The organism is Veillonella sp. S13054-11 (genome assembly GCF_002959795.1).
GTDB classification, from domain to species: domain Bacteria; phylum Bacillota; class Negativicutes; order Veillonellales; family Veillonellaceae; genus Veillonella; species Veillonella parvula_E.
Genome location: NZ_PPCY01000002.1, coordinates 99,031 through 121,472 on the forward strand (window position 1 = coordinate 99,031; position 22,442 = coordinate 121,472).

General features: G+C 39.8%; 16 protein-coding genes and 1 other RNA gene. All 17 read right to left on the reverse strand.

Translation table 11 applies throughout. The features are described from left to right. Positions 1 to 114: 114 nt before the first annotated feature. The 17 genes from rpoD to VPHSUH08_RS02595 all read right to left on the reverse strand — a co-directional run bounded on the left by rpoD (position 115) and on the right by VPHSUH08_RS02595 (position 22,430). Positions 115 to 1,275 (reverse strand): RNA polymerase sigma factor RpoD, encoded by a 1,161-nt coding sequence (rpoD, locus tag VPHSUH08_RS02515; protein ID WP_004696398.1) that lies wholly within the window; start codon positions 1,273 to 1,275, stop codon positions 115 to 117. A 28-nt stretch (positions 1,276 to 1,303) separates the two neighbouring features. Further along, on the reverse strand, positions 1,304 to 3,076 hold the full coding sequence (gene dnaG / locus VPHSUH08_RS02520; RefSeq protein WP_004696399.1) for a DNA primase: 1,773 nt from the start codon (positions 3,074 to 3,076) through the stop codon (positions 1,304 to 1,306). Between the two features lie 255 nt (positions 3,077 to 3,331). Further along, a complete protein-coding gene (gene rny / locus VPHSUH08_RS02525) occupies positions 3,332 to 4,933 on the reverse strand; it encodes a ribonuclease Y (protein WP_004696400.1) in 1,602 nt (533 codons plus the stop codon). A gap of 118 nt (positions 4,934 to 5,051) precedes the next feature. Beyond that, on the reverse strand, positions 5,052 to 5,495 hold the full coding sequence (locus VPHSUH08_RS02530; RefSeq protein WP_039965037.1) for a regulatory protein RecX: 444 nt from the start codon (positions 5,493 to 5,495) through the stop codon (positions 5,052 to 5,054). 2 nt (positions 5,496 to 5,497) lie between these two features. Next, the gene (recA, locus tag VPHSUH08_RS02535; RefSeq protein WP_004696404.1) at positions 5,498 to 6,538 is read right to left on the reverse strand and encodes a recombinase RecA; all 1,041 of its coding nucleotides are present in this window, start codon (positions 6,536 to 6,538) and stop codon (positions 5,498 to 5,500) included. 4 nt (positions 6,539 to 6,542) lie between these two features. After that, positions 6,543 to 7,790 carry a competence/damage-inducible protein A gene (locus VPHSUH08_RS02540; RefSeq protein ID WP_105086648.1) on the reverse strand — a complete coding sequence of 416 codons (1,248 nt, stop codon included), beginning with the start codon at positions 7,788 to 7,790 and terminating at the stop codon, positions 6,543 to 6,545. A gap of 37 nt (positions 7,791 to 7,827) precedes the next feature. Continuing rightward, positions 7,828 to 9,174 carry a 30S ribosomal protein S12 methylthiotransferase RimO gene (rimO, locus tag VPHSUH08_RS02545; protein ID WP_105086649.1) on the reverse strand — a complete coding sequence of 449 codons (1,347 nt, stop codon included), beginning with the start codon at positions 9,172 to 9,174 and terminating at the stop codon, positions 7,828 to 7,830. A gap of 55 nt (positions 9,175 to 9,229) precedes the next feature. Continuing rightward, positions 9,230 to 10,267: an ABC transporter substrate-binding protein gene (locus tag VPHSUH08_RS02550; protein ID WP_008601367.1), complete on the reverse strand. Its 1,038-nt coding sequence runs from the start codon at positions 10,265 to 10,267 to the stop codon at positions 9,230 to 9,232. 56 nt (positions 10,268 to 10,323) lie between these two features. Continuing rightward, positions 10,324 to 12,270 carry a YgiQ family radical SAM protein gene (locus tag VPHSUH08_RS02555; RefSeq protein WP_105086650.1) on the reverse strand — a complete coding sequence of 649 codons (1,947 nt, stop codon included), beginning with the start codon at positions 12,268 to 12,270 and terminating at the stop codon, positions 10,324 to 10,326. A gap of 39 nt (positions 12,271 to 12,309) precedes the next feature. Further along, positions 12,310 to 12,762, reverse strand: a complete 453-nt coding sequence (locus VPHSUH08_RS02560) for a helix-turn-helix transcriptional regulator (protein ID WP_004698676.1) — start codon at positions 12,760 to 12,762, stop codon at positions 12,310 to 12,312. A 48-nt stretch (positions 12,763 to 12,810) separates the two neighbouring features. Beyond that, a complete protein-coding gene (locus VPHSUH08_RS02565; protein ID WP_105086651.1) occupies positions 12,811 to 15,555 on the reverse strand; it encodes a DNA translocase FtsK in 2,745 nt (914 codons plus the stop codon). Positions 15,556 to 15,637: 82 nt separating this feature from the next. Then, a complete protein-coding gene (locus VPHSUH08_RS02570; RefSeq protein WP_105086652.1) occupies positions 15,638 to 16,939 on the reverse strand; it encodes a replication-associated recombination protein A in 1,302 nt (433 codons plus the stop codon). 245 nt (positions 16,940 to 17,184) lie between these two features. Continuing rightward, positions 17,185 to 17,356: non-coding RNA, 6S RNA (gene ssrS, locus VPHSUH08_RS02575), on the reverse strand. Positions 17,357 to 17,436: 80 nt separating this feature from the next. Continuing rightward, positions 17,437 to 19,242, reverse strand: coding sequence for an aspartate--tRNA ligase (gene aspS, locus VPHSUH08_RS02580; protein WP_105086653.1), 1,806 nt, complete (start codon positions 19,240 to 19,242; stop codon positions 17,437 to 17,439). Between the two features lie 8 nt (positions 19,243 to 19,250). Beyond that, entirely contained in the window at positions 19,251 to 20,522 is a 1,272-nt protein-coding gene (gene hisS / locus VPHSUH08_RS02585; protein WP_105086654.1) for a histidine--tRNA ligase, read from the reverse strand. Further along, positions 20,522 to 21,949 (reverse strand): coproporphyrinogen dehydrogenase HemZ, encoded by a 1,428-nt coding sequence (hemZ, locus tag VPHSUH08_RS02590; protein ID WP_105086655.1) that lies wholly within the window; start codon positions 21,947 to 21,949, stop codon positions 20,522 to 20,524. Before hemZ ends, hisS begins: the two co-directional genes overlap by 1 nt. After that, on the reverse strand, positions 21,942 to 22,430 hold the full coding sequence (locus tag VPHSUH08_RS02595) for a Fur family transcriptional regulator (protein WP_008601380.1): 489 nt from the start codon (positions 22,428 to 22,430) through the stop codon (positions 21,942 to 21,944). Before VPHSUH08_RS02595 ends, hemZ begins: the two co-directional genes overlap by 8 nt. Positions 22,431 to 22,442 lie beyond the last annotated feature (12 nt).

The window sequence follows — 22,442 nt, forward strand, 5'->3', positions numbered from 1 at the left end:
CTTATCATAAATTACTTTTTATTGTAAGATATTACCATTTTTTATTATAACACAAAAGGGTTGTAATACAGTGCTATACAACACTGCATTACAACCCTTAAGAGATTCAAAATCTTATAAGAAGTCTTTGATTTTATCACGTTTACCGCGGTTGCGCAATTTAGTAAGCGCTTTACCTTCAATCTGACGAATACGTTCTCTTGTTACATTGAAATGTTGACCAACTTCTTCCAATGTGCGAGGCTTACCATCCTTCAACCCAAAACGTAAAATCAATACTTGTTGCTCACGATCAGTCAAGCATGTAAATACATCTTCAATCTGCTCTTGCAATAAAATATAACTAGCTGCATCGTCTGGAGCAATCGCATCTTGGTCCTCGATGAAGTCCCCTAAATGGGAATCTTCCTCTTCACCAATCGGAGTTTCCAAAGATACTGGCTCTTGGGCGATTTTTTGAATTTCACGCACCCGCTCTACAGTAATTCCCATACCTTCAGCAATTTCTTCTGGCAATGGCTCACGACCCTTGTCTTGCAACAATTGTCTAGAAATACGAATCAATTTATTAATTGTTTCTACCATATGTACAGGAATACGAATCGTACGAGCTTGGTCTGCAATAGCACGCGTAATTGCTTGACGAATCCACCATGTAGCATACGTAGAAAATTTATAACCTTTAGTATAATCGAATTTATCTACCGCTTTAATAAGACCTAAGTTACCTTCTTGGATTAAATCCAAGAACAACATACCGCGACCTACATAACGTTTTGCGATACTTACAACTAGTCGCAAGTTAGCATCTACCAATTTTTTCTTTGCCTTTTTGCTAAGTTGAATATCTTTATATGTAGCATCCTCTTGTGCACCAGCTTCGATTTGCTTAGCTAATACGATTTCTTCATCAGCTGAAAGCAATGGCACTCGACCAATCTCTTTTAGGTACATTCGTACAGGGTCATCAATATTAACACCAGAATCAACACTTAAATCGATAGAAATTTTCTTCTCGCTAGAAACTTCGTCTTCATCTTCATCCGTTTCAATTGTATGACTATCTGTATCATCAGCATCAATATCTGCCACAATCTCTACATTCAATTTACCCAAAGTCGTATAAATATCATCTAATTGTTCCGCAGTAATTTCCGTCTGCTCATGAAGAGCATCTGAAATCTCGGATTGTGTCAACACACCGCTCTTACGGCCTTTTTCAAGAAGTTGCTCAACAATCTCCTCTATTTGACTTTTTTGTACTTTCTTAGCCACAGCGCTCTCCTTTTTAACCATTAATGATTTACTTAGACCATTCTCTAATTAAATTCTGTATTTCCTGACACTTATGTAATTCGCTAATAAACGTCGAATCTCCTGCTCGTTTTAATTGATCCGCCATAATTGAATGCGCTTTATACTGTTCACGCAATGAATGGAGCCTTATCTTACGGATTAATGCAGGCACTTGTACCTTGTATTCATCGTCACTCATGACGACCAACCTAGAGTAAATATCGTATTCTTGAGAAGATAAAACAGATTGAATTGCAGTTTCATCTAGACGACCTTCGGACTTATACAAGGTGAATAGCTTTTCTATTATACCTCGATATTCAATTTTTTCAAAGTCCTCTAATGGCAAATAGCTCATCATATGTTGTAATACTTCGCCATCTGTGAAAGCTAAGGATAATAATTTTTCCGCATCTCCCTTTGGTAAATCCTGTGTTGGCAAAGGTGTTGATGCAGTATCCACTAATTCAATTTGTCCTTTTTTCACATAATCTCTAAAGTATCTAAAAATAGTACTATTATCAAGCCATAATGGCAATGCCAATGTTTTTAAAGCATCATCTCTCTGTGTTTGACTATCTATATTTGCAATATATGGGAAAACATCTGCCATAACAGCCTGCTTCCCTTCTGTATCATTTGTATCATGTTTGATTAAAGACTCACTTAATAGATAATCTAGAGGCTTAACAGCTTTAGCAACTAACTCCTTAAATGCCTGTCCCCCATGATTACGCACATAATCATCTGGATCTTTGCCGTCTGGCATAGCAAGGACACGCACCTTAAAATCCGTATTTTGCAATAATTCAATAGCTCTAGCAGCCGCCTGACGACCAGCACCATCCATATCATAAGCTAACACGATTTCTTCAGCCTGCCTCATCAAGATATGCCCATGATCTCTTGTATAAGCAGTCCCCAATGATGCGACTACATTAGTAACACCATGATTATGAGCGGATATAACATCCATATAGCCTTCTACAAGAATAGCTTGTTTTTCCTCACGAATAGATTTATAAGCCTTATCAAAGGCAAATAAGAGTTTACCTTTTTCAAAGATTGATGACTCTGGAGAGTTTAAATATTTTGGTGTACTATCATCCATAACGCGTCCACCAAAAGCAACTACTCGCCCTTTACCATCCATAATGGGGAACATAATTCTATTTCTGAAGAAATCATAAAATTGACCCTTTTGGTTCTTTCGGACAAGATTCAACTCTAAAAGAATGGAATCATCAATGCCACGCTCATGAAAGGCACGATATAACTTATCCCAACCATCAGGAGCAAAACCAAGCTTAAATGTTTCTATGGTCTCTTGTGTGAGCCCTCGCTTTTTCAAATAATCTAATCCCACTTTACCAATAGACGTTTGAGTGAGACAGTTATGGAAAAAGGTAGACGCTAAATCAGAAGCTTCATACAGTTTTTTGCGCCTTTCATCTCTAGCTCTTTGTTCAGGTGAAAGTTTCGCCTCTGGCAATGGAATATTAGCTCGATTAGCTAGCCGCTCTAGGGCTTCTACAAAAGTTAAATGCTCTAATTCCATAAGAAATTTAATAGCATTTCCTGATGCATGGCACCCAAAGCAATAATAAAAACCCTTTTCAGGGGCTACACTAAAGGATGGCGTTTTTTCATTATGAAATGGACAACAACCCCAATAGTTCTTGCCGCGTTTCTTTAAGGCTACATGCTCGGATACAACTGACACGATATCATTAGCATCTTTGATTTGTTCAATCAACTCATTTTCAAAATATCGGCTCATAGCCAACGCCTCCTTCCCCATATATATATTAATTCTATATACAAATAAAAAATCCTCTATTTGTAAAGCATTTTAATCAATTAAATTATTAAAAAAGTATAAATAACTTGATACGAATCATAGGAATCATCATCTACAACGCAATGTAAATGATGATTCCTATACGCCGTATATAGCAATATATAATTACCGAAACTTTGATAACAATAGGCTGCAATGAAAACATTGCAGCCTATACTTATCGCTTATAGCATATTATTTTGCGTAATCCACAACGCGAGTTTCACGAATAATTACGACCTTAATTTGGCCTGGATATTCAAGTTCTGACTCGATGCGTTTTACGATATTCCGAACAAGTAATGTAGACTCAGCTTCATCAATCTTATCCGGTTTTACTACAACGCGAATCTCACGACCGGCTTGAATAGCAAAACATTTTTCAACGCCTTCGAAGGATTCAGCGATTTCTTCCAATTTAGATAAACGTTTTAAGTAGTTTTCTAATGTTTCTCGACGTGCTCCTGGACGGGCAGCGGAGATAGCATCAGCGGCAGCTACTAATACAGCTTCTACGGTTTGGAACTCTTCATCACCATGATGAGCACCAATACAGTTAATTACTGCTGCACTTTCACGATATTTACGAGCCACATCAACACCGATTTGAACATGAGAACCTTCAAGTTCACGGTCTAATGCTTTACCAATATCATGAATCAAACCACCTCGTTTAGCCAAAGTTACATCACAGCCTAGTTCAGCTGCCATTAAACCTGCTAAATGAGATACTTCAATGGAATGTTTCAATACGTTTTGACCATAACTAGTACGATATTTCAAACGGCCTAAAATCTTAACAATTTCAGGATGTAAGCCATGAACATCAGCTTCAAATGTCGCTTGTTCACCAGCCTCTTTAATAGTTTGGTCCACCTCTTTACGAGCTTTACCAACCATTTCTTCAATACGAGCTGGATGGATACGACCATCTACAATCAATTTTTCCAGCGCAATACGAGCCACTTCACGACGAATTGGATCGAAGCCGGAAAGAATAACTGCTTCTGGTGTGTCATCGATAATCAAATCAATACCTGTTAATGTTTCGAGTGCACGAATGTTACGGCCCTCACGACCGATAATGCGCCCCTTCATTTCATCATTAGGCAATGCCACTACGGATACGGTAGTTTCCGCTACATGGTCAGCTGCACAACGTTGGATAGCAGAGGAGATAATTTCTTTCGCTTTTTTCTCCGCTTCATCCTTAGCTTGCTGCTCCATTTCCTTAACCATAATCGCCGTTTCATGACGGATTTCTTGTTCCACATTCGTTAACAAGATATTTTTTGCTTCTTCGAACGTCATGCCAGAAATACGTTCCAATTCTGCCATTTGTTTTTCATACAAAGCTTCTACCTTTTCACGGCTTTGGGCTAAGTCAGCTTCTTTGCGATGTAAAGCTTCCTCTTTGTGCTCAATATTGTCTAATTTTTTATCCAAAGATTCTTCTTTTTGAAGAATACGACGTTCCATACGTTGAAGTTCAGAACGACGATCTTTATTTTCTCGTTCTACATCAGAACGGAGCTTATGAATTTCTTCTTTCGCTTCTAATAAAGCTTCTTTCTTTTTAGACTCAGCTGTGCGTTCACCATTTGCAATGATGCGAGCAGCCTCTTGTTCAGCTTGATTCAGTTTTCCTTCAGCAATATTTTTTCTTAAAAAATAGCCTACCCCTAGTCCAATCAGTACCATTACCACTGCAATTAGACTATACTCTAAAATTTCTTTCACCTCCTTTTTATTTCTCAAAATTGAGCTTTCATGCTCCTTTTTATGCCCTTTATGCATTAAATTATCAATTAGCCATATCATCATATAAATAAATAAGGCTATTATTAATTTTAGACTTCAAAGCCCTTTCTGTCAAGATTTTACAAGCCTACCAAGGCCTCTCAAAAAGCAGAATTTATTCATAAAAATCATTGCATACAACTTGAATTGTGCTTGTTGAGAACCCCCTGTATTTGAGAAAACTAAAAACTTTTACCCGAGGAGTCTTCTCTTCATTGAGAATAGATCCAAATTTTTTCTCTACCACCCGATAAGCAGCTTTTACCTCATCATAAGCAGAAATTTCTTGAGGAATCGCAAGTCCTCGAAGTTTCATTTTTTGCTTAATCATATAAGCACCGTATTTCTGTTCTTTCATCAAATAGGTTAATACTTGCTCAGATAAACGTTCATCATTAATGTAATCATAATCTCTAAGGCGCTCAAGGACCCTCTCAATGATAGGGTCCTCGAATTGTTTACGTCTCATTTTCTGCGTCAGCTCATAAGAACTAAGGAAGCGCTGAGCTAGGAAGCGATACGCTTGATCCATAGCAGCTTGCATCGTTTCGTCACTCATGATTATACTTCTTCAGTTACTTCTTCACCGATTACATCGATTTCTTCAGTGCCAACAGCCAATGTATCACGAATAATGCGATCGATTTCATCAGCTATTTGTGGATTCTCTAACAAGTATTGTTTAGCCGCTTCCTTACCTTGCCCCATACGTTCCCCATTATAGGAGTACCAAGCACCAGATTTATTAATAATTTCCATATTTGTACCAATATCAATAAGTGTGCCAGTTTTAGAGATACCTTCGCCATACATCAAATCAAATTCAGCTGTCTTAAATGGAGGTGCCACCTTATTTTTGACAACTTTGACTTTTGTTCGAGCGCCAACATTTTCGTTGTTTGCTTTAATTAATTCCCCTTTACGAACATCAAGTCGTACGGAAGAATAGAATTTCAACGCACGACCACCAGTTGTTGTTTCAGGATTACCGAACATAACACCTACTTTTTCACGCAATTGGTTGATGAAGATGACAACTGTTTTGGATTTACTGATGATACCAGTCAATTTGCGCAAAGCTTTACTCATCAAACGAGCTTGTAAGCCTACGTGAGCATCGCCCATTTCGCCATCGATTTCCGCTTTAGGAACCAAAGCCGCTACGGAGTCAACTACAACAATATCTACTGCACCACTGCGAACAAGAGCTTCTGTAATTTCTAGAGCTTGTTCTCCATTATCTGGTTGAGAAATCAACAAATTATTGATGTCTACCCCCAAGTTGCGAGCATATACAGGATCCATCGCATGTTCCGCATCAATAAATGCTGCAATACCACCTTGTTTTTGAGCTTCTGCTACAGCGTGAAGAGCGACTGTTGTTTTACCAGAAGATTCTGGACCGTAGATTTCAATTACACGGCCACGAGGGAAACCACCTACACCAACAGCAATATCGATAGCAAGAGAACCAGAGGAAATCACCTCTACATTCATGCGATCTGCCGCTTCACCAAGACGCATAATAGCACCTTTACCAAAATCTTTTTCAATTTGTTTTAACGCGTTATCCAACGCTGCTTGTCTGCCATCTACAGCCATTATTTTATTTCCCCTTTTCTGTTATATAAGTATAAACATAGTATAGTGCTAGTTCTGCCGCACTTTGTCTAATATCTTCTCGATTGCCAATTAAATTAGCTTTATGGGCCACTGTGCCATATGGACCAGTAACACCAAACCATACAAGACCAACAGGCTTTTCTCGAGTACCACCTCCAGGACCAGCTATGCCTGTCGTAGAAACAGCATATGTTGTTTGGCCAACAGTTCGTGCCCCCTCTGCCATAGCCTTAGCCACTTGTTCACTAACAGCGCCATACGCATCTAACATATCTTGTGGTACACCTAAAACACGATGTTTCACATCATTACTATACGAAATGACACCACCCATATAGTACTCACTACTGCCACTGACATTAGTCAGTAATTTACCAACCAATCCTGATGTACATGATTCAGCAGTACTAATAGTACTATGTTCCTCTAACAAGGTTCGACCTAATGTTTCCTCCATAGAAATTGTTAAGTTGCGCCCTATGCGAGAGCCTAAGCGTTCTCGTATGATTGCATCCCAAGGATTAAGCAGGTCTTGTGCCGCTTCTAATGTTTCAGCCTTAGCAGTGATACGAACCTCAATGTAGCCTTTTTTAATGAGCAAAGCTATGGTCGGATTAGATTGCTTCTTAATTAGATCCATCAAGGTGCTTTCTAAATCAATTTCACGAATATCATATACGCCATAACGATAGGATGTAACAACACCTTGAGAACCAAATCGGCCATTTAAATAAGGAACTACGCTCTCTTGGAACATGCCCTTCATTTCTCCAGGAGGTCCAGGTAAAAGTATGTACGTAGTGTCGCCATCTTCAACGACGACACCGGGAGCAACTCCAACAGGGTTATATAATACTTTCGCCCCTTCTGGTAATTGTGCTTCTCGCCGACTCGCATCGGGTATAGTACGGTTTACACTTTTAAAAAACCTTTCAAGCTCGTTCATGGCCTCTTGATTAAACACAATAGGTCTGCCAATTGAATCGGCAAGTACATTACGTGTAATGTCGCCCTGCGTTGGTCCTAGCCCACCAGTACTAATAACGATATCAGCCCTTGTACTAGCGAGCTGAAAAACTTCAGCCATTCGTTTCGGATTATCACCTACCACCGATTGATGGACAATGGTATATCCTAATTTATTTAACTCTTGTGCTAGCCAAGATACATTCGTATTTACTGTATCACCTAGCAATAATTCTGAACCTGTAGAAATAAGTTCTACAATCATCAGATCACCTCCACAATCGAATGTATCGAACTGTGTATTATTCTACAACCGTAGCTACTACATCATAAGCAAAGCCTTGCTCTACTTGTACCTTAAGAATATCACCAGGTTGAATGTCTTCACCGCAGTCTTCAAGGTACATATTACCATCTACATCAGGTGCTTGAGATTTCAATCGACCTTTTGCAAGCAAGGTGTTATTCTCGCCTTCTTCGATTTCCTCTACCATCGCATAATCAATGGTACCTTCTAAATTGCGATTATTCTCTTCAGAGATAGCAGCTTGGATGGACATAAGAACGTGATAACGCTCTTCTTTGACCTCTTCTGGTATTTGGTCTTCACGAGCACCAGCTGGTGTACCATCTTCTTGAGAATACGTAAATACGCCCATATTATCGAATTTGATTTCTTTTACAAAGTCACAAAGTTCCTCAAATTGTTCATCTGTTTCACCAGGAAATCCAACAATGATAGAGGTGCGCAATGTAATATGAGTCGGTGCATTTCTAATTTTCTTAAGCAAGCGCTCAATATCATTGCGATCATCTCGGCGATTCATTTGTTTCAAAATATCGTTATTAACATGTTGCAATGGAATATCTACATATTTACAAAGCTTTGGCTCATTAACGATAATATCTAACAATTCATCAGAGAAGAATGTCGGATATAGGTATAGCATGCGAATCCATTCTATACCCTCTACAGATGTTAATTCTTTTAACAATGTCGTCAATAATGGTTTACCAGCATTAAGGTCGATACCATAGCTCGTTGTATCTTGAGCGATAAGGACAACTTCCTTAACCCCTGTCGCAGCCAATCGTTCCACTTCAGCCTTAATAGACTCGATAGTACGACTACGGAATGCACCGCGTACCTTAGGAATAATACAGAATGTACACCCATTATTACAGCCTTCTGCAATTTTTACATATGCACTATAACGAGGTGTTGTTTGAATACGAGGCATGCGTTCATCATAGATATTCGTAATATTTTCCATGATACAACTGCGATTGCCGTGCTCAATAGCATCAACGGCTACCATAACTTGATCCCATGCACCGGTACCGATTAATGCATCAATTTCAGGAATTTCTTGGAATAATTCATCCTGATATTGTTGGCTAAGACAACCTGCTACGATAAGGCCCTTACAAGTACCATCCTCCTTATATTGGGCAACCTCAAGGATGGTATTTATAGACTCAGCCTTAGCTTTTTCAATAAAAGTACAGGTATTTACAACGATAAGATCTGCTTCGCTTAAGTCTTCTGTAATCGAATAGCCATTATCTCTCAATAAGCCTAACATTACCTCTGTATCTACTAAATTTTTAGCACAACCTAGGCTAACATATCCTAATTTTTTCCCCATTCTATATCCTTTCGTCACTAGATTCTTATTTATTTCTTGGATTTATACAACTGACTTAGTCCTTACGGAATCGTACTTGACTAACCCAATGATTTAATAGTAACTTTTTACCTTCTAGAGTATAGCCACCATTCACAGGCCATAATACTAAATCATGCCCCATAGAATCTTTTGGCTCATCCATCTCAGGATTAGTAAATATATAAGTAAAATTCTTTTCTACCATATATTTCGCCGTTTTAGAAGATAGTAACCAATTAATAAACTCTACACTATCTGCTTTATGTTTTGAATTTTTTAAAACGGCAGCACCAGTCACATAATAAGACGTACCATCTTTAGGATAAATGATCTTAATTGGATACCCATGATGACTATATTGCGCCGCATCAGACAAGTTACCAATACCAATATTTGTCTCCCCTAGCGCAGTTAGGCGTATTGGAGTAGACAAAAATTTAGCATGTTGAACCACATGGGGCTTCAAACTATATAAGTATTCAAGAGCCTCTGGTTCCCCTTTATACTCTACCATATTATATAGCAAATTGGCCGCATTCTGAGATGCTACAAAATCGGTCATAACAATAGACCAATCACCTTGTTTTCCCAATGTATCCCATGTAGTAATATATTTACCAATGCCATTATGGAAGGTATCATTCTGAACAAATACGATGGGATCATACCAAATACCAACCCAATAGCCATTTGGATCCTTTAGATTATCACGTACCTCGTCAATACGTTCATTGACGATGGGCATATATTTACCTGCATTGGCACCAATTACGAGATTATCTTCAGAAGTTAGCACCAAATCACCAGAAGTATCAGCCACTGTAGAAGCCGACCGTTGTGACATTTGTTCCTCTGTAAGAGGCATTACAGTGACTTTTACCTTTTGTTCCTCTTCATAACGCTCAGCAAGCATAGCTGTCAAAGTATTAGGTAAGTCCGTATAGACTATAATTTCACCACGAATAGGCTCTTTGGCCTGTTCTATTTGTTCTTGTTGGTAAAAGTTTATGCCATAGATCAACATTCCTACCACAAATAATGCTAAGATGCTCGGAGCAATCCATCGTTTCATATATGCCTCCCATAAGACATAAAGTATCTTAAAATGAGAGTAGCTAAAGCTACTCCCTACATGTAACGACCACCAAAACTTTTATTAGATGTACGAACTTTAGTCACATCTCTACTACGCCTTTTTCCAGTCTGGCATCGATTCCTAGATTCGCAACCTCGTTTGCCATTACGGGATTTACTAGATTGGCTAATACGCTTAGAATTTCCACCAATTGGTCGGGGTGGAATTAAACATTCTGGGCCAAAGCCAATTAAATCACGTCGATTGGCTTCTATGAGAGCCTCTTTAACAAGGTCATAGTTTTCAATATTTTTAAACTGCATCAATGCGCGCTGTTTTGCTTTATCTCTACCCTTTTTAGCAACATAAACAGGTTTTCCATCTAGTGGATTAATGCCCGTATAATACATACAAGTAGAAAGGCTACCCGGCGTAGGAATAAAATCCTGTACTTGCTCTGGGTACATATGGTGATCTCGTAAAAATTCCGCTAATTCAATAGCATCCTCTAGGGCACAACCGGGATGAGAGCTCATAAAGTACGGCACTAAGTATTGTTTCTTACCAAGCTTTTTATTTGCCTCTTCAAACCAAGACTTAAAGGTTAGGAATTCTTCTTTACCAGCTTTCCCCATCATATTGGTAACCCGTTTAGATACATGTTCTGGAGCTACCTTTAGCTGCCCACTTACGTGAAACTCGCAAAGTTCCCGCACAAAATCTTTATTGTTATCGGCTAGTACATAGTCATAACGCAAACCAGAACGAACAAATACCTTTTTTACACCTTTTAGTTTACGTAATTTACGCAGTAAAGCAATATAGTCATCATGATTTGTATTCAAGTTTTCACAAGGCTCTGGAGCCGCACAAGTACGACCTTTACACGCACCATAAACAGCTTGTTTATCGCAAGCTAGATGGCGGAAGTTTGCCGTAGGGCCCCCTACATCATGAATATACCCTTTAAAGTTGTCCATCTTAATCATCATGTGAGCTTCTTCAATCAAAGACTCATGACTACGATTCTGGATGATACGCCCTTGGTGATTAGTAATAGCACAGAAAGAACAACTGCCAAAGCAACCTCGTTGGCTCACAAGGCTAAATTGAACTTCACTTAATGCTGGCACACCACCCTTATCATCATATTTAGGATGCCACTTTCGAGTATATGGCAAGTTATAGACACCGTCCATTTCCTCCTGCGTCAATGGCAAGGCAGGCGTGTTCTGAATGAGATATCTATCACCATGTTTTTGGACTACAATACGACCATAGAACGGATCTTGTTCATCATATTGAATGCGAAATGCATCGGCAAAGTCCATCTTATCCGCCTTAATAGCTTCATAAGACGGGCACTCTACATAGTCAATGGTTGGAATCTCCTTTGCCATGTAGCAAATACCACGGATCGACGGCAAGGACTCTTTAAATCGGCCTTGATCTAAGGCATCAGCTAGTTCAACGATTTGAAGCTCTCCCATACCATAGACGAGTACATCGGCCTTAGAATCTACTAAGATGGATCGACGCACCGTATCTGACCAATAGTCATAATGACCAAAGCGGCGCAAGGACGCTTCTATACCGCCAATGATAAGAGGTACATCACTGTAAGCCTCCTTCATGCGGTTAGCATATACCAAGGTAGCACGATCTGGACGATGACCTGATTCACCACCTGGAGAATAATCATCTTGACGGCGAATTTTCTTTGCTGCCGTAAATTTATTGAGCATTGAATCTAGATTTCCTGCCGTAACAAGGGATGCTAGACGTGGTTTACCTAGTTTTTTGAAAGCCTCGACATCATTCCAATCTGGTTGATCTATAATGCCTACACGATAACCTTTGGATTCCAAGTATCTACCGATAACCGCAGGAGCAAAGGATGGATGGTCCACATAAGCGTCCCCACTGATGAGAACGAAATCTAATTCAGCCCAACCACGTTCCTTCATATCCGAAGGTTCTGTTACTAAAAATCTATCCATTGATTGTGTAAATGCCTTTCTATCATGCCTAATCAGATACTAGAACAGGAATAACCATAGTAAAAATAATGCCATACAAACTAAAATAATCCCTAAAATAATGCGTTCTTGTACAATAGAGCGTTGACGTTTTCGTTGACGCGTTTCTAAGGACATACGCTTTTTAGATGTTTGGTATTCAACAAACTCACTTTGTACCAAATTAGGAGTTGCTTGAGCCTTCCGTCTTGTAACAGAACGTAAAGAAAAGGTATCTATGTCCCCTACTTGGCCCTGATATACTTTTACCAAGCGATCCCCATCAAGATCTAAGTAGTTACCATAGTTTCGAATAAAACCTTTTACGTAGACTTGACCAGGAATGATATCATAGTTGCCATCTTCGATAGCCTCTAAATAGGTTGTTTTAATATGCAGCACTTGCTCCACATCTTTAAAGGTTAGATTACGTCTTACCCGTTCACGTCGTAATTCTTCGCCTAATTCAGCCATTTTCGTTCCTTTCTAAATCTACGTAATATTCATATAGTAATTAGCTAATTATTGCTCATCATTGGAATCGGAGAAATATCTAGCCTTAGCTTGTTCAGGGCTCATTAAAATTTCTCGCGCCTTACTGCCCATGCTAGGACCAACGATTTTAAGGTCTTCCATTGTATCTACAAGACGTGCCGCACGGGTATAACCTATACGGAAACGACGTTGCAACATCGATACGGAAGCTTGACCAGATTCCATAACGAGATTGACAGCTCGCTCTAATAATTCATCGCGGTAAACATCATTAGCATCAGAAGATTCTTTTTCAGCTTCCTTTTCCACTTCTTGAGTTACCGTATTATCATATTCTGGTTCTCGTTGAGCTTTCACAAACTCTACAAGTTTTTCTACCTCATCATCAGAAATGAAGGCCCCTTGTACACGAATAGGTTTATTTGCACCAATCGGAGCAAATAACATATCCCCTTTACCCAATAGTTTCTCTGCCCCTGCCATATCAAGAATGGTACGAGAGTCAATTTGAGAGCCTACAGCAAAGGAAATACGGCTTGGTACATTGGCCTTAATAGAACCGGTAATAACGTTAACAGATGGCCGCTGTGTAGCAAGAACCATGTGAATACCTGCGGCACGAGCCATTTGTGCTAAACGACTAATAGATTCTTCAATATCATCAGGAGCTGTCATCATAAGATCAGCTAACTCATCGATAATCAACACTATTAGCGGCATTGCAGCCTTAGGATGAGCCTCATTGTAGCTCTTGATATCACGTTTACCAGATGCAGCAAACGCCTTATAACGAGCCTCCATTTCACGAACGGCCCAACGCAATACAGCTGCTGCTTTTTTCATATCCGTTACAACTGGAGCCATCAAGTGCGGGATCCCATTGTAAATAGACAATTCAACCATTTTAGGGTCGATTAATAATAACTTAACCTCTTCCGGTTTACGACTAAAGAGAATACTAGAAATCAATGTATTTACACATACGGATTTACCAGATCCAGTCGTACCAGCTACGAGCAAGTGAGGCATCTTAGCAAGATCCGTAATAACAGGTTTACCTGCAATATCCTTACCAAGACCGACAGGAATACCACCACGAGCATCTTTAAAGTCACTACAATCAAGTACATCACGTAAATGAACGGCTTCTGTCGTTTTATTAGGCACCTCAATACCGATGGCAGATTTACCTGGAATCGGAGCCTCCATACGGATATGTTGCGCTGCTAAGTTGAGGGCAATATCATCTGTTAAGTTAACGATACGACTCACTTTCACGCCTGGTGCAGGTTCAATTTCATAACGCGTAACAGTTGGACCTTGTGTAGCATTAACAACCTTAGCAGTAATACCAAAGTCACTCAATACATGTTCAAGCATCATCGCATTTTGCGCTACTTCTTCACCATTGTTTTGACTTCCCTTCCCTTTCGCCAAAATATCTAGGCTTGGGAAGTGGTACGGTCTATCATAGGAACGATGAATTTGGCCATCTTTAGATACAGCTACTTGTGCCGTATCTTCTGTAGTACTAATAATGGACGGTACTTGTAAGCCCATGCCGGATATACCAGCCCCAGCACTTACGGAACTTGCAGCCGCACCCGTTCCTGGCACAACAGAAGCGATAGCACCATGATTAGTTTCCAATGGACCCATCGTTGTATTTTGATAGGAGAATTCTGGTTCTTCGTCATCAGAGTTTGCTGCAGTTCCAAACTCATCCGTATATTCTTCATCTGGTGTATATGCATAGTCCTCATCGGGAACATATACATAATCATCACTCGTAGTTCTATGTGTATCAGAGAATTGTTCAAAGTCATCAGCTTCATAAGACTTAGCATCACCAGATGCTTCAGAAATATTAGCCAATTGCTCAGCCGCACGATTACGTGCTTCTATCTCAGCCAATTCCTTCCAAGATGTAGGAGGTTTTGGCGACTCCACAGTAGTAACTGTATCTTCAATAGTATCAACATCTATAGCTGTGGTAGAGTCAAAAAGGTCTCTGCCAGTAGCAATGCCTTGTTTTTCTAGTGCATCTAATGCTTGATCTGCTGCATCAGCAAAGCGTGTATCTTTTTCCCTGTTATAAGCTTTACGCTGTTCTGCCGCTTCTTTACGTTGTTCATTCCAATCTTCAAACACTTCTTTTGCAACAGCAACCTTCTCAGCAGCTACCTCTTTTGCAACATCAAGGCCAACCTGTGTTTTGTCCGCAGCCTTTTGTAATCCACTGCGCAAAGACAAACGTGTCACCAGTAATCCAAAAGCTATGAGTAAGAATACATCAAGAATAATAGCCCCTAAGTTGCCTAATAGTGTACGAAGGAATGTAGCAATTGCACCACCTACAAAACCACCTTGATTAGCCAGTTGTGTAGTAATGAGTTCCTGTCCCTCAGGAACGCGCCACAAGGGAACAAGAGCTAACAAGAATAGGAAAAACAAGGTCATTACAACGCCTCGTTTTGTAATGGAAATAAATGTATCCTTATATAATAATCTCCAACCTAACCAGAAAACGCATAAACAAGGAATAATCCCCCCTAGGCCAAAGCCATAACGGAATATACCTGTTAAAATCTGTCCTACAAGGCCGAGTTCAAAGCCGAAAAAGCCCAGAAAGGAAATCACAGCAAAGGCAATGACAATAAGGCCTTTCACTTCGCTGCGCAAAGAAAAGCTTTGAGACTTTGATTGCTGTTTTGTACTTGTTCGCTTACGGCGTGTGTTGCGTCTTTTGGTGGAAGTATTTTCTTCTGCCATAAATCTATACAAACCCCTTACTTATATAACATTACAGTAAATTAACTTATCATTATATTATAGCATATATCGTAATATTAAGTTAATTTTTACAACGTTTCTCCCAGTCGTGAAGTAACTGTTCCTCAGTCCCTCTCTTTATGCCCTTATAGTAGGTTGCATCAACTAGAGGCGTTGGTAAATACTGCTGTTTTACATATCCATTAGGATAATTATGAGCATACTTATAAGCTTTCCCATGACCTAATTTACTAGCCCCGCTATAGTGACTATCTTTCAAATGATCAGGTACTTGTCCACAATCCTTATGTCGCACATCAGATATCGCGGCATCAATAGCTACATAAGCAGAATTACTTTTAGGTGCGAGAGCAACATAGCACGCAGCCTCAGATAATATAATGCGCGCCTCAGGAAAACCTACCATATGAGCCGCTTGAGCCGCTGCATTAGCAAGTATAAGAGCTTGTGGGTCCGCAAGTCCTACATCCTCTGCTGCACAAATAACAATACGACGAGCAATGAAATTAGGATCCTCTCCAGCTTCAATCATGCGTGCTAAATAATGTACCGTTGCTTGCACATCGGATCCACGCATACTTTTAATAAAAGCTGAAATTGTATCGTAATGACTATCGCCTTTTTTATCATATGTATATATGCGACGACCTACGACCTTTTCAAGAACCTCAATAGTAATCGTCCCCTCATCGGGAACCATAGCTGCTGCTTGTTCAAGAATATTAAGGGCCATACGTCCATCACCATTGACGAAAATCCCCACATCTTCCAGAACTTCATCCGTTACCTGTAGATGGCGTTTGCCTAATCCCACTTCTTCATCGGTAATGGCGCGACGTAAAATTTGACCAATAGCCTTTGGTGTAAGTGCTTCTAATGTAATAAGACGCAAACGAGATAATAACGGTCTATTAACCTCAAAGAATGGATTCTCTGTAGTAGCACCAATAAGGATAATAGTGCCATCCTCTACACAGGGTAACAACACATCTTGTTGGCTTTTATTAAAACGATGAATTTCATCAAGGAATAGAATTGTGCGTTGTTGTAAAGAGCGAACTCGTTTACGCGCATCTTCAATGATGGTCCGCAACTCACCAATACCGGCGTTAGTAGCATTCAGGTTTACAAAATGACTATTACTCACCTTAGCTATGATTCCGGCTAATGTAGTCTTACCCGTTCCACAAGGACCATAAAAAAGCATAGATGGTATTGTATCCTTCTCTACCATAGCACGCAAGAAAGTCCCCTTCCCTATGGCCTTCTCTTGACCATATAAATGATCCAGTTTAGTAGGACGCATTCGTACAGGAAGTGGCTCGTATGTATTTGTAGGTGTCATATCAAATAAACTATCCATTCTATCACCTCAATTCGCACCCAGTTTAACTATCGTATTTTAATATCTATAACTATTCAATCAAAAAAACAATTACTTCCCTGTCATAAAAGCCTAATAACATCAGTAACTCGGTAACACTGATAATATTGGCAAGACATTTATAACGTTTATGACATTTAAGACTCTTAAGATTTTAAAAAGTTTAAATTCTTACCAAAGATATATTTATAGTATATGATATTTCAGTCTATTTTTACACGCAAAAAAGCCCCACCATGCCGTAATGTACCGCGTTTTGATCCTGCAAGGGCAGGTGGGTGTCCTCCTCATCCTGCAGTTGTCCCGTAAGGGCGTAACGTTCAGACGAGAGTTCAGACTCCCAAAGTAAATGTGTTGGCTCAAAACTGCGATATCACACGCACATGGCAGGGATATCTTATACTTAAATAGTATCAGAAAGATTAGCAATTAACAAGTCTTGACATTTCGATTTTAATCAATTCTTGCCTATGTTTTTACACTAAAGATTGCTCTTGTTCTTCTTCTACATCTGGTTTAATATGCAACTCTTTTAATTGCTTTGGTTCTACTTCAGATGGAGCTTGGCTCATGATATCAGAAGCAGATTGAGTTTTAGGGAATGCGATTACGTCGCGGATAGATTGACGTTTTGCCATCAACATAACAAGACGATCTAAACCAAATGCACAGCCTGCATGAGGAGGTGCACCATATTGGAATGCATCAAGCATAAAGCCGAATTTAGATCGTGCTTCTTCAATGGACAAACCAATTGCTTTGAATACTTTTTCTTGTACGTCAGCTTGGTAGATACGCAAGGAACCGCCACCGATTTCTACGCCATTCAATACCATGTCGTAAGCAATCGCTTTTACGCTGCCAGGATCGGATTCCAATTTATCAAGATCCGCATGGCGTGGCATTGTGAACGGATGGTGCATTGCCACATAACGTTTTTCGTCTTCATTATATTCGAACATAGGGAAATCAGTTACCCATGTGAATGCCAATTTATCTGGATCAATCATGTTCATGCGGCGTGCCATTTCAAGGCGCAATTCGCCTAATGCACGTGCCACAGTTGCAGGTTTATCAGCAATCATCAATACGAGGTCGCCACCTTTAGCGCCCATTTTTTCACCGATATTGCGAATTGTAGCTTCACCTAAGAACTTCATGATTTGAGACTTGATAGAACCATCTTCGTTGAAGCAAGCCCATGCAAGGCCTTTAGCGCCGTAACGATTTACATACTCAACAAGGTCATCAAGTTCACGACGAGGAATGCCAGCGTCGCCAGGTACAACGATACCTTTAACTACGCCACCATTGTCGATTACAGAGCGGAATACTTTAAATTCTGTATCTTTTACAAGATCAGTTACATCTGTAAACGCCATGTCAAAGCGAAGGTCTGGTTTATCAGAACCATATTTATCCATTGCTTCATCCCATGTAATGCGAGGCATAGGCAATGTGATTTCTTTGCCCAATGCAGTTTTAAATACATGAGCAATCATTTCTTCAAGCATGGAGTAAATGTCTTCTTCGTCTACGAAGGACATTTCCAAGTCGAGCTGAGTAAACTCAGGTTGACGGTCTGCACGCAAATCTTCATCGCGGAAGCAACGAGCGATTTGGAAGTATTTTTCATAACCAGCAACCATCAAGATTTGTTTAAAGATTTGTGGAGATTGTGGCAATGCATAAAATGTACCAGCATTTACACGGGAAGGCACTAGATAGTCACGAGCGCCCTCTGGTGTAGATTTAGTAAGCATTGGAGTTTCAATTTCCAAGAAATCGCGGCTATCAAAGAAGTCGCGCATTGCTTTTGTTACCTTGTGACGTAAAATCAAGTTGCGTTGCATTTCAGGACGACGCAAGTCAAGGTAACGATATTTCAAGCGAATATTTTCATCTACATCGATATCATCTTGAATATAGAAAGGAGGAGTTTTAGCGGAATTCAATACGCGCAACTCTTCACAGAACATTTCGTATGCACCTGTAGGAAGGTTTGGATTGATAGCAGCCTCATCACGTTTTGTAATCTTACCACGTACACAAAGAACATATTCATTACGAACATCCTCTGCTTTGTGGAACGATTCTACGTTATGATCTGGGGATGCCACTACTTGTACTACACCAGAACGATCGCGTAAATCCAAGAAAATCAAACCACCATGGTCACGACGGCGTTCAACCCAACCACATAATACGACCTCTTTACCTACCTCTTGTTCAGAGATGGTGCCACAACCGTGCGTACGGTGTAAGCCTTGCATTGTTTCCATTCTAATTGTCATCCTTTCACCAAAGAAGTTATACGTTCAGCCACTGTATTGAGAGATACAGTCTCTTGTTCACTAGTATCCATGAATCGAATTATGGCTTCTTTACGAACCAATTCATCATCACCCAATATAATAACATATTTCGCATTAATTTTGTTAGCGTATTTTAATTGTGCCTTCATACTTTTTCCCTGCCCGTCCATTTCAACAGGAATATCAAGACTGCGAAGTTTTTGGCAAATTTTGAAAGCCTCTACCTTAGCCGCATCACCAAGAGCGACTACGAATGCAGATGGTTCTACAGTCGGCTCAGGCAATAAGTTTTGTTTTTCAAGAGCTAATAGTAAACGCTCCATGCCCATAGCAAAACCGATAGCTGGAGTATGAGGTCCATCGAGCTCTTCTACGAGACCATCGTAACGGCCACCACCGGCTACGGCACTTTGAGCACCTAAAGGAGTATATTGTACCTCAAAAGCTGTTTTTGTATAGTAATCAAGGCCACGTACGAGACGAGGATTTAAAGTATATTGCACATTAGCTGCAGTTAAATAGGTTTTCAATTCTTCAAAATGATCATGACACTCTTCACATAAATGTTCGTGAATTTCAGGAGCACCTATGGACAAGGATTTACATGTTTCATTTTTACAATCCAGTATACGCAAAGGGTTTTTGTACAAACGTTCTTGGCAGTCGCTACATAATTGTTCCTTTTTAGGTTCAAAGAAAGCGATTAATTTTTCACGATATACAGGACGACATATCGGACAACCTACAGAATTTACCTCTACATTGAGATCTTTAAGCCCAAAATCTTTTAACAACTGCACAACCATGCAGATAACTTCGCTATCCACTACTGGAGATTGAGAGCCTAATACCTCAGCACCAAATTGGTGAAATTGACGGTAACGGCCTGCTTGCGGTTTATCATGACGGAACATAGGGCCCATATAATACCATTTGGTGAGACCTTCTTTACCATATACTTTATTTTCTAAGTATGCGCGCACAGCAGACGCCGTATTTTCAGGGCGTAAGGTAAAGCTAGAACCACCGTCATCTCCGGTGGTAAAGGTGTACATCTCTTTTTGTACTACATCTGTAGTTTCACCGATACCTCGCAAAAATAATTTAGTTTCTTCAAAGGCAGGTGTGCGAATTTCATTGAAGCCGTATACTTTACAAATTTCGCGCATACGTTGTTCAATATAGTGCCAATTTATCATCTGTTCTGGCAAAAAGTCTTGTGTACCTCTTGGTTTTCTTATAGCCATTACACAACCTCCCAAAATCTTTCACAAATTCTATGTCGTTTCTCTAAAAGTGCATCTATCGTTACGTGATAAACATCTACGTCTTTTGGCATATGCTGTTTAAGCTGACGATATTCAGGGGCTCGCATCCACTTAGACGAGCTACCGGGCCCCATGGATAGAATACTTTGACGTTCCTCCATGATTTGAATATTATATTCGCATGCTTTGCCAGGCAAGGTATAGCCGATATTCTCTAACTGCCCTCTCATATATTGTTGGCGATATAAATAATATGGCACATAACCAGCCGCTTCAAGACGCTCTTTACCATATTGTACCATTTCCGCTACGAGATTTTCTTCAGGAATATCATCTTGCATTTGTAAATCGTACAACGGGCTACCACGTTTTAATGCTAACGTATGAATTGTAACATTTTCCGGCAGATTTTGACATACATAATCCATATTCTCTATCATGTTTGACATCGTTTGGTTAGGCAAGCCTGCGATAAAATCCATATTTACGGCTAATGATGTATTGTTTTTTACATATTGTAAAAGTTCATCAACATCCCGTACGCTATGACCGCGTCCAATGCGACGCAAAATATCATCTTGCATCGTTTGCGGGTTAATGCTAATGCGATTCACACCTAGCTCAAGCATGGAACGTAGCTTAATAGGATTAACAGAATCTGGCCGCCCGGCCTCTACAGTGAATTCATGTCCTTCAGATACGAGTAGAGATAACTGTTTTAGGACCTGGTGAAAGTCTTCATCCTCTAGCACTGTCGGAGTACCACCGCCCATATAGAGAGTATCGACTGTTAGGCCATAGGAATCAACAATAGATTTCATATCTTCTATATCACGGTTTAAAGCCCTTAGAAATTGACTTTTACCAACATAATCCTGATAAAGACCATATGGAAACGAGCAATATACGCAACGCGTATCGCAGAAAGGAATACCACAATAGAGACTTACCTTTTTATCATCTGTATCAGATAAAAACGGACGTTGATATTCGCCAATGGACCCCAAAGTAGCAAGCTTTTCCATAGACACAGAAAACTCGTCCCTAATGTGACGAGTTGCTGCGTGGATAGAGCCATATGTATCTATATATTTATGTAGTAGCTTTGTAGGGCGCACACCTATCATAGTTCCCCATGGAGCCTCAGCAGGTAAGCCTTGATATTCACGCAAATATCGCAACAAGGCTTGTCCAATTTGACGACGCCCCATAGAGGAAACAGTTCCTTCAAAAATCTTAATTGTATCACCAATAGTAACAGTTAATGTATATATTCCTTCCACTTCATGCGCTTCAAGGATAACCTCTGGATGTACCTTATCAGAAAAGAGTCCTGCCGCGCCACAGTTATGAGCTACTACGGAGCCAAGTGGTAATGGCCCCGTATATAGATATCCATTAACCATGATGGGACATACGCTCAAGCTTTTCTAATTCTGCTTCAGTCATATGATTTTGACAATCACTACAGTAACCATATACTTTCAATTGATGATCAATGGTACGGAAGTTCAATTTCTTAGCGATGATAGACTCCAATGTTTCAAGCATGTCATCTTCAAACTCGGATACTTTACCACATTTTACGCAAATCAAATGATGATGGAAATGAGCGAACTCTTCGTCATTTAATTCATAACGATTACGGCCATCACCAAAATCAAGACGTTTTAACAAATCAAGTTCTGTGAAGAGATCAAGAGTTCTGTAAATTGTTGCCAACCCGATATCAGGTGCCACCTCTTTTACAAGAACATATACATCTTCAGCACTCAAATGATTTTCTTCAGCATCGATAAATGCTTGCAAGATTGTTTGACGTTGTGTGGTCAATTTGTACTTTTTGTCTTTAATGCGTTCTTTTAATTTTTCTAATGTTGTGTTCATAATAAATTTCCC